Origin of the sequence: Streptomyces sp. NPDC059743, from assembly GCF_042732975.1 — a bacterium.
In the GTDB taxonomy this organism is placed as follows: domain Bacteria; phylum Actinomycetota; class Actinomycetes; order Streptomycetales; family Streptomycetaceae; genus Streptomyces.
This window is the reverse complement of record NZ_JBHWGS010000002.1, coordinates 276,839-291,390: the sequence shown is the minus strand read 5'-3', so window position 1 is coordinate 291,390 and position 14,552 is coordinate 276,839. Positions and strand designations below refer to the sequence as shown.

The 14,552-nt window shown below is 70.0% G+C and carries 13 protein-coding genes; 6 read left to right on the top strand and 7 right to left on the bottom strand.

Annotated features, from left to right (window positions below; translation table 11 throughout):
- The 3 genes from ACFV6H_RS04415 to mscL all read left to right on the top strand — a co-directional run bounded on the left by ACFV6H_RS04415 (window position 1) and on the right by mscL (window position 2,365).
- Window positions 1–834, top strand: a complete 834-nt coding sequence (locus ACFV6H_RS04415) for an S-methyl-5'-thioadenosine phosphorylase (RefSeq protein WP_384779557.1) — start codon at window positions 1–3, stop codon at window positions 832–834.
- A gap of 346 nt (window positions 835–1,180) precedes the next feature.
- A complete protein-coding gene (locus ACFV6H_RS04410) occupies window positions 1,181–1,720 on the top strand; it encodes a hypothetical protein (protein WP_385538526.1) in 540 nt (179 codons plus the stop codon).
- Window positions 1,721–1,888: 168 nt separating this feature from the next.
- Window positions 1,889–2,365 (top strand): large conductance mechanosensitive channel protein MscL, encoded by a 477-nt coding sequence (mscL, locus tag ACFV6H_RS04405; RefSeq protein ID WP_385538523.1) that lies wholly within the window; start codon window positions 1,889–1,891, stop codon window positions 2,363–2,365.
- Window positions 2,366–2,432: 67 nt separating this feature from the next.
- Here mscL and ACFV6H_RS04400 read toward each other — a convergent pair whose 3' ends face one another.
- Window positions 2,433–2,657, bottom strand: a complete 225-nt coding sequence (locus ACFV6H_RS04400; protein ID WP_384779548.1) for a hypothetical protein — start codon at window positions 2,655–2,657, stop codon at window positions 2,433–2,435.
- Window positions 2,658–3,036: 379 nt separating this feature from the next.
- On the opposite strand from ACFV6H_RS04400, the gene ACFV6H_RS04395 reads away from it, so the two are divergent.
- A complete protein-coding gene (locus ACFV6H_RS04395) occupies window positions 3,037–4,068 on the top strand; it encodes a P1 family peptidase (RefSeq protein ID WP_385538520.1) in 1,032 nt (343 codons plus the stop codon).
- Between the two features lie 146 nt (window positions 4,069–4,214).
- Window positions 4,215–5,081, top strand: a complete 867-nt coding sequence (locus ACFV6H_RS04390; protein WP_385538517.1) for a DUF6227 family protein — start codon at window positions 4,215–4,217, stop codon at window positions 5,079–5,081.
- Between the two features lie 108 nt (window positions 5,082–5,189).
- Here the strand turns inward: ACFV6H_RS04390 and ACFV6H_RS04385 are convergent, their stop codons facing one another.
- From ACFV6H_RS04385 to ACFV6H_RS04370, 4 genes are all read right to left on the bottom strand, one after another.
- Window positions 5,190–7,367: a fructose-specific PTS transporter subunit EIIC gene (locus tag ACFV6H_RS04385; RefSeq protein WP_385538514.1), complete on the bottom strand. Its 2,178-nt coding sequence runs from the start codon at window positions 7,365–7,367 to the stop codon at window positions 5,190–5,192.
- Between the two features lie 142 nt (window positions 7,368–7,509).
- Window positions 7,510–8,457, bottom strand: coding sequence for a 1-phosphofructokinase (pfkB, locus tag ACFV6H_RS04380; protein ID WP_385538511.1), 948 nt, complete (start codon window positions 8,455–8,457; stop codon window positions 7,510–7,512).
- Window positions 8,458–8,474: 17 nt separating this feature from the next.
- Entirely contained in the window at window positions 8,475–9,236 is a 762-nt protein-coding gene (locus ACFV6H_RS04375) for a DeoR/GlpR family DNA-binding transcription regulator (protein ID WP_384977093.1), read from the bottom strand.
- Between the two features lie 136 nt (window positions 9,237–9,372).
- Complete coding sequence (locus ACFV6H_RS04370; RefSeq protein ID WP_385538508.1) at window positions 9,373–10,971, bottom strand: MFS transporter; 1,599 nt, start codon at window positions 10,969–10,971, stop codon at window positions 9,373–9,375.
- A 63-nt stretch (window positions 10,972–11,034) separates the two neighbouring features.
- Here ACFV6H_RS04370 and ACFV6H_RS04365 point away from each other — a divergent pair, with 63 nt between their 5' ends.
- Window positions 11,035–12,063, top strand: a complete 1,029-nt coding sequence (locus tag ACFV6H_RS04365; protein ID WP_385538505.1) for a helix-turn-helix transcriptional regulator — start codon at window positions 11,035–11,037, stop codon at window positions 12,061–12,063.
- 177 nt (window positions 12,064–12,240) lie between these two features.
- Here the strand turns inward: ACFV6H_RS04365 and ACFV6H_RS04360 are convergent, their stop codons facing one another.
- Both ACFV6H_RS04360 and ACFV6H_RS04355 read right to left on the bottom strand, forming a co-directional pair.
- A complete protein-coding gene (locus ACFV6H_RS04360) occupies window positions 12,241–13,236 on the bottom strand; it encodes an RNA polymerase sigma factor RpoD/SigA (RefSeq protein WP_384779524.1) in 996 nt (331 codons plus the stop codon).
- 410 nt (window positions 13,237–13,646) lie between these two features.
- Complete coding sequence (locus ACFV6H_RS04355; RefSeq protein WP_385538501.1) at window positions 13,647–14,429, bottom strand: dioxygenase; 783 nt, start codon at window positions 14,427–14,429, stop codon at window positions 13,647–13,649.
- Window positions 14,430–14,552 lie beyond the last annotated feature (123 nt).

Below are 14,552 nucleotides of genomic sequence, written 5' to 3'. Positions count from 1 at the left end.
ATGGCGAACGCAGAGATCGGTGTGATCGGTGGCTCAGGTTTCTACTCCTTTCTGGAGGACGTGACCGAGGTCCAGGTGGACACTCCGTACGGACCGCCCAGCGACTCTCTCTTCCTCGGCGAGATCGCCGGCCGACAGGTGGCGTTCCTGCCTCGTCATGGCCGCTCGCACGGCCTTGCTCCGCATCGCATCAACTACCGCGCCAACCTGTGGGCGCTGCGCTCCGTCGGTGTGAAGCAGGTGCTGGGCCCGTGCGCGGTGGGCGGGCTGCGCACGGAGTACGGGCCGGGCACGCTGCTCGTACCCGATCAGCTCGTGGACCGTACGAAGGCACGGACACAGACCTACTACGACGGAGTGCCGCTGCCGGACGGCAGCGCGTCCAAGGTCGTCCATATCTCGCTCGCCGACCCCTACTGTCCCGAAGGCCGCCGGGCGGCGCTCGCGGCGGCGCGGGCGCACGACTGGGAGCCGGTGGACGGCGGGACGCTCGTGGTCATCGAAGGGCCGCGGTTCTCGACTCGGGCGGAGTCTCAGTGGCATGCGGCGATGGGCTGGTCGGTCGTCGGGATGACCGGTCATCCCGAGGCCGTGCTCGCTCGTGAACTGGGCCTGTGCTACACCTCCATGACGCTCGTGACGGATCTGGACGCGGGAGCGGAGACCGGCGAGGGGGTCTCCCACGAGGAGGTCCTCCAGGTCTTCGCCGCCAATGTCGACCGGCTGCGCACCGTGCTCTTCGACGCGGTGGGCGGACTGCAGCCGAGTGAGACGCGGGACTGTCTCTGCTCGCATGCGCTGGACGGGATCGACACCGGGCTCAAACTGCCCTGATCCCGAGTTGCCCCGGTCCTCCGCGAACCATGCGCGGAGGAACCGGATTCGGGCGGGCGAGGGCGGCAACCACCCGTGCGGGTGGCGGACTTGTCCACAATCGGCGGACCGTCCACAGGCCTCGGCGGGATCGTGGCGGACCGTGGATCGTGAGGAGCGATCGCGAAACTCCTCACGTCAGGCGGTGGTTGCCATGTCCCATTCCTTCTCGCACGACTCCCACGACTCGCATGGCTCGTGTGATCCGTCCCTTCCTCCCGCTGTCCGCGCCGCTGCCCCAGCCTCTCGCCCTGCCCTTTCCCTGCCACTCCCTCTTCCTCCACCCTCCGCGCCGGAGCCTCGCGGTGTGCCGCCGTTCGGTCCGCTGCGGGTGCGCGGCTCCCAACAGCGGCTGCGCTGGGCGCTGCTGAGGCGGCGGCGCACGACAGCGGCCGGTCTGGCGATGACGGCCGCCGCGCTGGCCGCCACCGGAGCGAGCGGCGCGGTCGGTGCCTCGGCCGATACGGAAGGGCGTGCGCGACCTGCGGGCGACACCGTGGCCGCATCGCCGCCCTCGTCGTCCGGGCGAGAACCCGCCGGTCGATCAAGCGAGTTGGTGTCCACGGCGGTGCGCATCGCGGATGCGGAGACGGTCCGGCTGCTGCGGCGTGGCGACCGGGTCGATGTGATCGCGGCAGCCGCGATCGCGCCGGGGCCGGCGGGAGTGATGGACGGCGAGCCCGAGGCCCGGGTAGTGGCGACGGGAGTCCGGGTGGCAGAGATCCCGAAGACGCGGGAATTCTCTTCGGACGGTGGAGCACTGGTCGTGCTGTCCGTGCCGCGTGCGACCGCCGCGGTGCTGGCAGCGGCGAGCGCCACCTCGCGGCTGGCGGTGGCGGTGTGCTGAGTTGGCGGGGGCGAAGCCATCCGGTGCCGGGCCGGGGCCTGTTGAGTCGCACTGGCGAGCTGTGGCGTCGCCTGATCGCGTGGGCGGATTGGACAGCGTGGGCACGCGCTGCCTTAGGTTGCGGAGCAGATTGTCACTCGAACCGCCCATGTGAAGAAAGGCTCACTCGTGAGCAAGGAGAAGGAGAGCGTGCTGGCGGGCTTCAAGGCCTTCCTGATGCGCGGCAATGTGATCGACCTCGCGGTCGCCGTTGTCATCGGCGCGGCGTTCACCAATGTCGTGAACTCGGTCGTCAAGGGCATCATCAACCCGGTGGTCGGCGCGTTCGGCACCAAGGATCTGAACAAGTACAGCTCGTGCATCCAATCGCCCTGCGAGACGAACGCCGCGGGCGAGGTGGTCACCGGAATTCCGATCATGTGGGGCACGGTGCTGAGCGCGGTCCTCACCTTTGTGATCACGGCGGCCGTCGTGTACTTCCTGATGGTCCTGCCGATGGCCAGGTATCTCGCCAGGCGGGCCAGGCAGCAGGCCGCCAAGGAAGAAGTCAAGGAGGTCATGGAGGTCAGCGAGCTGGAGGTGCTCAAGGAGATCAGGGACGCTCTGGTCGCCCAGCGCGGCGGGTCCGGGCAGAGCTCCTCGTAGACCCGCGAAGACCGGCCGGACAGGGCCCGGCCTTCCAGGGCCTGACGGCCGGGGCCGGCGGTGGCGGTCAGAGGTGGTGGGGCGGCTTCTCGTCCAGGAAACGGGCCAGATCGGCGGCGCTGTCACCGCTCCCGGCGGGCCGCTCTCCCCAGCCGCCGTCCGTGTCGTCCGAGGACTGCTGGTCCAGCGGATCGTCGAAGATCAACGCCGGATGCGGCCGGGGCGGGCCGGGTGGACGTGGCGGCGAGGACTGCTCCGCGGCGCGCGGCTCGGGGGTGGAGGCGGTGCTCATACCTCCAGAGTACGGGCGTGCGGTCCGCACCGAGGCTCCTGCGAGGGCGGGCCGGGCAGCCGGTCCCCGGAGGCACGGCGCGCGCCCCGCCGGCCCGCCGCCCGTCCCTCCAGTCCGCCGGGTCCCTGATATCGGCCGGCGCGCCAGGGCGCCCCCAACCACGGTCCGGTGGCCCGCACGGTCCGGTTGCCGCCTGTGCGTCACTTCAGGACCGGAAAGCGAGGCAACTCGCGCGGCCGGTATCGGTGGTGGCGTCCATCGCATGTACGTTCGTCGGGTCCTGGACGATTTATCGTCGCGGGGCTGGTGGCGACGGTGATGGTGGCGGTCGGAGTGACACTCGCGGCCTCCCGAGGGACGCGTGGTACGGATGGGGTTCATGGCAATCAATGACGCACTGACCGATGTGGCGGGCCTGCGGGTCGGACACGCCCGTGTCGCTGGGGGCCGTGCGCTCACCGGCACCACGGTCGTCCTCGCCCCGCAGGGCGGAGTGGTGGCCGCCGTGGACGTGCGAGGCGGGGGCCCGGCCACCCGGGAGACGGATGCTCTCGACCCGCGCAATATCGTCGAGCGCATCGATGCCATCGTGCTGACGGGCGGCAGCGCGTACGGACTCGACGCGGCGTCCGGAGTGGTGGCCTGGCTGGAGGAGCGCAAGCGCGGCGTCCGGGTCGGTCCCGATCCGGCCCAGGTGGTGCCGGTCGTCCCGGCGGCCGGTGTCTTCGACCTGGGGCGCGGCGGTGACTGGCGGATACGCCCGGACGCCGCGACGGGCCGTGCGGCGGTGGAGGCGGCGGCCTTCACGGCGAGCGGGGCACCGGTCGCCGAGGGCAGCGTGGGCGCGGGTACGGGCGCCGTCGTCGGGCCGCTCAAGGGCGGGATCGGAACGGCGAGCACGGTCCTGGACTCCGGAGTGACCGTCGCGGCCCTGGTGGTGGCCAACGCGGCGGGCTCGGCGGTCGATCCGCTGACGGGCGTGCTGTACGGGCGCTACTTCAGCGGTCGTACGGAGTATCCGAGACCCGACGTCCATGTGGCCGCCCAGCTCCGGCTGGCCGAGCTGCGCGAGCAGAACGGTCCGGCGCCGCTCAACACCACGCTCGCCGTCGTCGCCACCGATGCCGAACTCTCCCGCGCCCAGGCGCAGAAGCTCGCGGGGACGGCGCACGACGGTATCGCGCGCGCCGTCCGTCCTGTGCATCTCCTCAACGACGGGGACACCGTCTTCGCCCTCTCGACGGGACGGCGGGCTCTCGCCAAGGAGGATCCGCTGGCCCTCAACGAGGTGCTGGCGGCGGGCGCGGACGTGGTGACCAGGGCAATCGTGCGGGCCGTACAGACTGCGAAGAGTGTCCGGGGACCCGGTGGGACGTTCCCTTCGTACGACGAGCTGTACGGGCTCGACTGACGGGCGCAGAGGCCGAGTTGATAGGGGGCGCGCGGGAACTTCACGTACGCCCCCTTCGTTTTCCCAAACCTGGGACGCGATGTCAGCCCTAGGCGCTACGTTATGCAATCACCAAGTGACATGTGGCGACGGCCTGGAGACCCATCTTGAACGATCCCTACGAGACAACCGAGACGCACCTCGAGCGACTCCTGGGTCGGGCACTCAACTCCTTCGACCTGCCCGACGCACTGGTCGAAAAGCTCGACAGTGCGCTGGCGCACGCCAGCTCGCTGTGTTCCGCGCACCACAGTGCGGGGCTGCACCGCGAGACCTACCGGCACACCTATCTGCTCAACGACGGCAGTTCGCTGACCCTGTGGGAGCTGGTGCACAACACCGGCCGGGACGGCGCGCGGCTGCACGAGCTGTACGGAGAAGAGTCCGAGGTGCGGCTCGCCGCCACCCGGCTCTGCCGTCCCAGCAGTCCGGAGGCGGAGCGGCTCGCCGTCGACGGACCCGATGGGTTACCGCCGATGGCAGCAGGACCGGAGGCTGTACCGCCCGGCGACAGAACGTCCATGGACGATGTCGCGGCCGGTCTGCTCGCGGAGCTGGAGTCCGAGCGCACGGCCGAGATCGATGCCCATCTCGCCCTGCTCCGTGGGCTGCGCGCGCTGCCTCCGGTGCGTCGGCCCCGCAGATATTTCCCGGACAACTCCCCCGACCACGCGCGCCGGGTGCTGCGCCGGGCGGAGAACGCCGACCGGCCCCGCGAGGAGACCGCGCGACTGCTTCGGACGGCCTTCGCGCACCACATCACACAGGTCTTCGGGCGGCAGTGCCAGGTCGAGGGCGGCAAGGACGCCGGATTCACGCTCTACGAGCACGCCTTCCTGCTGATCGACGGCAGCGAGATGAGCCTCTGGGAGGTGGAGCACACCGCGACGCCGGACGGCCGGCACATGTGCGAGGTGTACGAGGCGGAAAGCGCCGCGCGCGAAGCCATGGAGCTTCGCGCGCGGGTGCTGTGAGACGGCGTGGAGAGGGCGTGAGGAATGGAACGTGATCCGGCGGAGCCCGGTGAGCCGCAGTAGCTGTCGAGGCGGCTGAGGAGGGCCGTACGAGCGTACGGAGCCGGCTCAGACAGCCACCGGGACCTTGGCCTCCGCCCCGGCTCCACCGGCCGTACCGTCCTCGGCTCGGGCGGCGTCCTCGCCCTGGTCCGGGCGGCCCGTCTTCCGGGCTGCCTTGAGCAGAACGACCAACCCGGTGCTCACCGCCGTACCGACCGCGATGGCGATCAGATAGAGGACCGGATTGCCGATCAGCAGGATCACGAAGATGCCGCCGTGCGGTGCCCGCAGGGTGCACTCGAAGAGCATCGACAGCCCGCCGGTGACCGCGCCGCCCACCATCGCCGACGGGATCGCCCGTAGCGGATCGGCTGCGGCGAAGGGAATCGCGCCCTCGGTGATGAAGGAGGCACCGAGCACCCAGGCGGCCTTGCCGTTCTCCCGTTCGGTACGGGTGAACAGCTTGCCGCGTACGGCCGTGGCCAGGGCCATCGCGAGCGGCGGGACCATTCCCGCGGCCATCACGGCGGCCATGACCTTGAGGCTGCCCTCGTTGGGGTTGGCGAGTCCGCCGACGGCGAAGGCGTAAGCGACCTTGTTGAGCGGGCCGCCCAGGTCGAAGCACATCATCAGGCCGAGTACGACACCGAGGATGATCGCGTTGGCCCCGGAGAGGCCGGACAGCCAGTCGGTGAGCGCCTTCTGGAGCGAGGCGATGGGCTTGCCGACCACCAGGAACATCAGAAAGCCGACGACCGCCGAGGAGATCAGCGGGATCACGACGACCGGCATGATCCCGCGCAGCGGAGCGGGCACCCGCACCCGCTGGATGGCCATCACGGTGCCGCCGGCGATCAGACCGGCGGCCAGACCGCCGAGGAAGCCCGCGTTGATGGTGAGGGCGATGGAGCCGCCGACGAAGCCCGGCACCAGACCGGGACGGTCGGCCATGCCGTACGCGATATAGCCCGCGAGGACGGGCAGGAGGAAGGTGAACGCCAGACCGCCGACCTGGAAGAGCAGGGCCGCCCAGCTTGTGTGGTCCGTCCAGACGAAGTGCTCGGCGACGGAGGGCGCCGTGTTGACGGTGTAGCCGCCGATGGCGAAGCCGAGGGCGATCAGGAGCCCGCCCGCGGCCACGAACGGGACCATGTAACTGACACCGGACATCAGCCATTTGCGGAGCTTGGTGCCGTAGCCCTCACCGGGCTCGCCGGAGCCGTCCACGGGCGTGGCGTACGAGCCTCCGGAACCGGCGTCCGCTCCGGTGCCGGTGGCCGAGGCGGTGATCTCGCCGCGGTCGGCCTTGGCGCGGACCTCGGCGATCAGTTCGGCGGGCCGGTTGATACCGGCCTTGACGCCGACATCGACGGTGGGCTTTCCAGCGAACCGTTCCTTCTCCCGTACCGGCACATCGTGCGCGAAGATCACGCCGTCGGCGGCGGCGATGACGGCGGGATCGAGCCGACTGAAACCGGCGGATCCCTGTGGCTCGACAACCACCTCGACGTCGGCCTGTTGCTGTCCGGCCTTCTCCAGGGCCTCGGCGGCCATATAGGTGTGCGCGATACCGGTGGGACAGGAGGTGACGGCGACAATCCGGAAGACGCGATCGGCGGCGAGGGCGTCCGGCTCGGCGACGGCTGCGCCCGGCTCAGCGACCGGAGTGTCCGGGCCGATGGCGGGCTCGTCCGGGCCGCTCCCTCGTTCGGAGTCCGGTCCGGTCAGCGCTGCGGCAGGCTCGGCGGGCGAGGCCGGTGCGGGCTCCGGCTCGGCGTCACCGGACTCGGCGTCACCGGACTCGGCATCGCCCTGGATCAGGGCTGCCGCCGTGGTCGCGTCCTCGGCCGTGCGCAGCGTGGTCGTGAAGTCCTCGTCCATCAGACGGCGGGCCAGGGCCGAGAGGATCGTGAGATGGGCGTCGTCGGCACCGGCCGACGCCGCGATCAGGAAGATCAGATCCGCCGGACCGTCCGGAGCACCGAAGTCGATGCCTCGCGCCGAGCGGCCGAAGGCCAGGGTGGCTTCCGTCACATGGGCGCTCCGGCAGTGCGGTATGCCGATCCCGCCGTCGAGGCCGGTGGGCATCTGTGCCTCACGCGCGGCCACGTCGGCCAGGAAGCCGTCCAGGTCGGTGATCCGGCCCAGGCTCACCATCCGTTCGGCCAGCGAGCGGGCCGCGGCTTCCTTCGTCTCGGCGGCCAGGTCGAGGTCGACCAGGTCCGCGGTGATCATCTCGCTCATCGCGGGCTCCTTCGCTCGCATATCTGCTTGAGAACTGTCTGCTGGGCTGTCTGGTTGGGGACTGTCTGCTTCTGGACTGTCTGCTCGGAGACACAGGGAAGGCAGGGAGAGGGGAAGGGAAAGGGAAGACACGACAGACGGCTCATGAGGCGGGCTCCGTGAGTGGGCGGTCCACCGGTATGTCGGCGGTCACCGTGACCGCCGACGGGTCCAGGTCCGAGGGCGAGGGCATCACGCTCCCCGGTAGCCGTACGGCCGCCGCGCCGTGCGCCACGGCGGACGCCAGCGCCTCCGGGCCTTCGCCGCCCGCCACCAGAAAGCCGGCCAGCGAGGCGTCGCCCGCACCGACGTTACTGCGGACAGCGGTGACGGCGGCGAAGCCGAACCAGGTCCCCGCGTCCGAGACCAGAAGCTGGCCGTCGGCGCCCAGGCTGGCGAGGACAGTCCTGGCACCGTACGTACGCAGTTCCTCCGCCGCCTTGACGGCGTCGCCGACCGTGGCGAGAGGGCGTCCGACGGCCTGGGCCAGCTCCTCGGCGTTCGGCTTGACGACATCGGGCCGCTCGCGCAGCGCCGCCAGCAGGGAGGGCCCCGAGGTGTCCAGCGCGATCCTGGCCCCGGCGAGATGCGCGCGGGCGACCAGTTCGGCGTACCACTCGGGCGCGAGCCCGCGTGGCAGGCTGCCGCAGCAGGCGATCCACGCGGCGGCGCCAGCATGCGTACGGATCATGGAGAGCAGCGACTGCGACTCCACGGAGGTCAGCTCGGGACCCGGCGCGTTGATCTTCGTCAGAGTGCCGTCGGGTTCGGCGAGGGCGATATTGGAGCGGGTCGCGCCCGCGACCGGCACCGGCGCGACCTCGATGCCCTGCCCGGCGAGCAGTTCGGCGACGAGCGCGCCCGGCGCACCGCCCAGCGGCAGTACGGCGACGGTGCGCCGGCCGGCCGCGGCGACGGCCCGCGAGACATTGACGCCCTTGCCTCCGGGATCCATGCGTTCGGCGGTGGCCCGCAGCACTTCGCCGCGGTCGAGGGCCGGGACCTCGTACGTACGGTCCAGGCTCGGGTTCGGAGTGACGGTGAGGATCATCCGCGCGCTCCCCGGCCCTAGACGCTCAGCACTTCGGTGCCCGCGGCCTCGACCGCCGCGGTGTCCGAAGGGCCGAGTCCACTGTCGGTGATGAGCAGATCGACATCGGCGAGGGTGCCGAAGCGCGCGAAGTGCTCCTGGCCGTGCTTGGCCGAGTCCGCGAGCAGCACCACCCGCCGGGCGGCGCCGACAAGCGCGCGCTTGACGGCCGCCTCGGCGAGATCGGGCGTGGTGAGACCGCCGTCGGGCGAGAAGCCATTGGTGCCGAGGAAGACGACATCGGCGCGGATCTCGCCGTACGCACGCAGCGCCCAGGCATCGACGGCCGCGCGCGTACGGTGCCGTACCCGGCCGCCGACGAGATGGAGATCGATCCCGGGATGGTCGGCGAGCCGGGCGGCGACGGGCAGCGCGTGGGTGACGACGGTGAGGCCGCAGTCCAGCGGGAGGGCCGCCGCGAGCCGGGCCACGGTCGAGCCCGCGTCGAGGATCACACTGCCGTCCGCCGGCAGCTCGGCGAGCGCCGCGTGCGCGATGCGGTCCTTCTCGTCGGCCGCCGTGGACTCGCGCTCCGCGAGATCGGGCTCGAAGTCGAGCCGCCCGGCCGGGATGGCGCCGCCGTGCACACGCCGTACGAGCCCGGCGCGGTCGAGGGCCTTGAGATCGCGCCGTACGGTCTCGGCGGTGACCTGGAACTCCTCGGCGAGCGCGAGGACATCGACGCGCCCGACCTCACGGGCCAGACGCAGGATCTCCTGCTGACGCTCCGGTGCGTACATGTGTTTTTACGTCCGTTCCATGCCCGAACCTGTGGTTTCGGCGATACGCTACGCCAGGATTTCCAGAAAGTAAACAGATCCGGGCACAGGACGGACAGGAACAGACAGGTACGAGAGAGAGGGCCGACCGCCGCCGCTACTGGACTCCGACCACGGTCCCGTCAGCCGCCTCGGCCTCCCCCGACCGGGCCGGCAGCGCGAACATCACCGCGAAGATGACCGCGAGCACCGCCACCACCCACCACAGCGCGTGCTGGAACCCGTCCGCGAAGGCCGCGCCCATCGCGGACGCCGCCCCGGACGCCGCCCCCGCCGCGCCCGCTCCCCCGGCCGCGAGCCGGTCGTCGACCACTCCGAAGAACACCACCGACACCAGTCCCAGCCCCAGCGCATTGCCCATCTGCTGCGTGGTGTTGATCAGACCGGACGCCGAGCCCGAGTGCTCGCGCGGTACGCCCGAGAGCACCGCGTCCGTCAGCGGCGCCACGATCAGCCCCATACCGAGGCCCATCACGACAAGCGGCAGCGCCATCTGCCAGGAGCGGATCTCCAGCCCGTACCGCCCGGCCTCCCAGATGTAAAGCAGCAGCCCCGCCACCATCGTGAGCGCCCCGGCCTGAAGCACCTTGCGCCCGAAGCGCGGGACCAGTTTCTGTACGGAGAGTCCGGCCGCCACCGATACCGCGACCGAGAACGGCACACCGGTCAGCCCGGCCCGCAGCGGGCTCCAGCCGAGTCCGATCTGTATATAGAGCGTCCAGACCAGGAAGAAGATGCCCAGCGCGACACCGAAGGTGAGCTGTACGGCGATACCCGCGGCGAAGCTCTTCACCCGGAACAGCGACAGCTCGACCAGCGGCGAACCGTCCTTGCGCGTCTTCCGCCTCTCGTACGCCACAAAGCCGGTGAGGACGACCAGACTGCCGGCCATGCACAGATGTCCCCACAGCGGCCAGCCGAGCTCACGCCCGCGCGTGAGCGGATAGATCAGCATCAGCAGGGCCGCGGTCACCAGCACCACTCCGACCAGATCGAGCCTGAGCGCCTTGGGCGCCCTGGACTCGGTGATGAACCTCCGGCCCAGCACCACACCCGCGACACCCACCGGCAGATTGATCAGAAAGATCGGACGCCACTCCAGGCCGAGCAGATTCCACTGGGTGAGCAGCGCGCCGAGCAGCGGTCCCGAGACCGCGCCGAGGCCGACGACCGCACCGAACATCCCGAAGACCTTGCCGCGTTCGTGCGCCGGAAAGGTGACATGGATGATCGCCAGCACCTGCGGCACCATCAGCGCGGCCATCGCGCCCTGGAGCAGCCGGGATCCGACCAGCATCACCGGATCGGCGGCGAAGCCGCAGAGCGCGGAGGCGACCGTGAAGCCGGTGATACCGATCAGGAAGAGCCGCTTGCGGCCGTATATGTCACCGAGTCGGCCACCTGTGATCAGCCCGGCGGCGAAGGCCAGCGCGTATCCGGCGGTGATCCACTGGATCGCTCCGAACGAGGCTCCGAAATCCCGTTCGATGCTCGGGATGGCGATATTGACGATGGTGACATCGACCAGGTCCATGAAGGCCGCGGTCATGACGACGGCCAGGGCCAGCCAGCGACGGCGGTCGGCAAAACCGGAACCAGGACCGGGACCGGTGGCGGAGACATCATGGGCGGACTCGGGAGCCGTATCCAGTACGGCGGGCGTAGAACTCGCGTGTACAGCGGGCGTAGAACTCATGCGCCACACGCTAGAAACCATCTAGGTCAGTCCATGTCCTAGATGGCACGCACCATGGACCGCATGACCGATACCCCGGCGCGGCTCCTCAGTCTGCTCTCCCTCCTCCAGACCCCGCGCGAATGGCCCGGCAGCGAGCTGGCCGACCGTCTCGGCGTCAGCCCGCGCACCATCCGCCGCGACATCGACCGGCTGCGCGAGCTCGGCTATCCCGTCGAGGCCTCCAAGGGCGCCATCGGTGGCTACCGGCTGGTCGCCGGCACCGCCATGCCTCCGCTGCTCCTCGACGACGAGGAGGCCGTCGCCATCGCCGTCGGGCTACGGGCCGGGGCCGGCCATGCGATCGAGGGCGTCGACGAGGCCTCCGTACGCGCCCTCGCCAAGCTGGAGCAGGTGCTTCCGTCGCGGCTGCGGCACCGTGTCTCCACCCTCCAGACCGCCACGATCCCGGTCACCCGAGGCGACGGCGCGACCATCGATCCCCGCACCCTGACGGTGATGGCCGGCGCCGTCACGGGCGGCGAGCGGCTGCGCTTCGGCTACCGCTCGGGAGACGGTACGGAGACAAAGCGGCAGGTCGAGCCGTACCGTCTCGTCTCCACCGGCTGGCGCTGGTATCTGGTGGCCTATGACCTGGGACGCGAGGACTGGCGTACGTTCCGCGTCGACCGGATCAGCGAGCCCTTCGCCACCGGCGCCCGGTTCAGCCAGCGTGAGCTGCCGACCGGGGACGCGGCGCAGTTCCTGCGGCGGTCGATGTCACGGAGACAGCCGCGGACGGAGGTGGAGGTGAGCTTCGCGGCGCCCGTGGAATCCGTGCGGGCGCGGCTCCCGGGCTATCTCGGCACACCCGAACCGACCGGCCCCGACTCCTGCCGGCTGCGCACCACGACGACCGACTCCCTGGAGTGGCTGGCGCTGCGACTGGCACTCATGGACTGCGAGTTCACGGTGCGTCAGCCTGCCGAGCTGACGGATTGTCTGCGCGAGCTGGGAGCCAGACTCCTGCGCGCGGCGACCGCGACCGCCGACGGAGCGACCGGGCTGCTGATGAACGAGGCCACTGATGGACGAGGAGAAGCGGGCCACTGATGAAGGAGAAAGCCGCTGATGGAGGAGAAAGGTGAGCCCCGGCACCTGGGGGGGGTTGGTGCCGGGGCTCGTCTATGGGGGCCGACGAATCGGCCGGTGCGTACGAAGAGACAGTACGAGTAAGGGCGACACTACGGCTACTGGACGGCGACGTCACGCCGCCGCGTCGAAAAGACCTCACGCCGCCGCGTCGAACCCTGTATCCCGCGCCATCTTCTTCAGCTCCAGCAGAGCGTGCTTCTCTATCTGGCGGATCCGCTCACGGGTCAGCCCATGCTGCTTGCCGACCTCGGTCAGCGTCCGCTCCCGGCCGTCCTCGATGCCGTACCGCATCTTGATGATCGATGCCGTCCGCTGGTCGAGCTTGCCTATCAGGTCCTCCAGTTCCTCGCTGCGCAGCAGCGTCAGCACGGACTGCTCGGGCGAGACCGCGGAGGTGTCCTCCAGCAGATCACCGAACTGGGTGTCGCCGTCATCGTCCACCGACATGTTCAGACTGACCGGGTCACGGGCCCAGTCCAGCACATCGTTGATCCGCGCCGGGTTCGTGCCCAGCTCGGCGGCGACCTCTTCGGGCTCGGGATCCCGTCCGTTCTCCCGGTTGAACTCCCGCTGCACACGGCGGATCCTGCCCAGCTCCTCCACCAGATGGACCGGCAGCCGGATCGTACGGGACTGGTCCGCTATGGAGCGGGTGATGGCCTGACGGATCCACCACGTGGCATACGTCGAGAACTTGAAGCCCTTGGCGTAGTCGAACTTCTCCACCGCGCGCACCAGGCCGGCATTGCCCTCCTGGATCAGGTCCAGCAGCGGCAGACCACTGCGCGGATAGCGGCGCGCGACGGCCACCACCAGACGGAGATTCGAGCGTATGAAGATGTCCTTCGCGCGCTCGCCGGCGGCGACCAGCGCCTCCAGCTCCTCCTGCGAAGCCCCGCCGGCCTCGCTCTCCACCTCTCCGTCGAGAATCTGCCGGGCGTAGACTCCGGCCTCGATGGTCTGGGACAGCTCGACTTCCTTTGCGGCGTCGAGCAGCGGCGTACGCGCGATCTCGTCGAGGTACATGCCGACCAGGTCGCGGTCGGCGATCTCCCCGCCTCCGGCGCGAACACTGCTTGCCGCTTTCGTCCCGCCGGTGGCGGTACGACGGGCGACGGCACGGGTTGCCATGCGAGCTCCCTTACTGAACTGAGTAGGTCGCGACACCCTTCCGGGTGCCCTGCATCCGAAGGAAACAACGACTGGAATCCGGACAGAATTCCCATGGCGTACATGCATTTTCTGATCATGCAGTACCCTGTGCCGCCGACCAGGGTGGACAGAAGCCCCACAGCAGGACATAAGCCCAGGTCAGAGCTGGTCCGCCAGCTGTCCCCAGCGCCTTCGCCGCCGTCCGCGATCGCCGCCTCCATGAGACGGCCGTCACATTCGGCGGCACCCTCGCTGTCGGCACCCTCGCCGACGCCGCACCCCCACCCGGAAGCTCCGTTCGGAAGCTCCCACCCGGAAGACGACCTATGCCCCGCCTTGGTTGCTCAGACGCGCCTCACCCAGGCCCTCCTCAGTGACAACGCACGGCGTCAGCCGAATTGCACCGACCTCTTCGCCAGACCCATCCAGAAGCCGTCGATGACGCTCCTTCCCCGGTCCAGCTCGCCCTCCGCGGCACCGAGCGTCACGAACAGCGGTGCGAAGTGCTCGGTACGGGGATGGGCCAGCTGGCCCGCCGGCGCCTTGTTCTCGAAGTCGAGCAGGGCGTCGACGTCCTGCGCCAGCAGCGCCCGTGTCCCCCAGTCGTCGAACTCCGCCGACCAGCCGGGCACACCTTCGCCCACATGCCGCAGCGCCGCCAGATTGTGGGTGAAGAAGCCGCTGCCGACGATCAGCACGCCCTCGTCGCGCAGCGGCGCCAGCTTGCGGCCGATCTCCAGCAGCTCGCGCGGATCGAGCGTGGGCATGGAGATCTGGAGTACGGGAATGTCGGCCGCCGGGAACATCTCCACCAGCGGCACATACGCCCCGTGGTCGAGCCCGCGGTCCGGCACGTCCACCACGGGCCTGCCCGCGCCGCGCAGCAACTTCCTTACGGAGTCGGCGAGTTCCGGCGCGCCCGGGGCCGCGTACCGTACCGCGTAGTAGTGCTCGGGGAAGCCCCAGAAGTCGTAGACAAGCGGGACGGTCCCGGTCGCGCCCAGCGCGAGCGGCGCCTCTTCCCAGTGCGCGGAGACCACCAGGACCGCCTTGGGCCGCGGCAGCGCGGCGGACCAGGCTGCCAGTTCGGCGGGCCAGACGGGATCGTCGGCGAGCGGCGGCGCCCCATGGGAGAGATAGAGGGCGGGCATACGCTCCACGACGGCGTTCATGGCGACTCCAGGACTGTGTCGGCTGCGGCTCGGTCGTCCCGCTCAGGGCACAATTCGCTTGAAACCTCAAGCATTCAGCTCATACAAGCTTATCCGCGTCTAGTTTAACTTTCAAGAATGAGT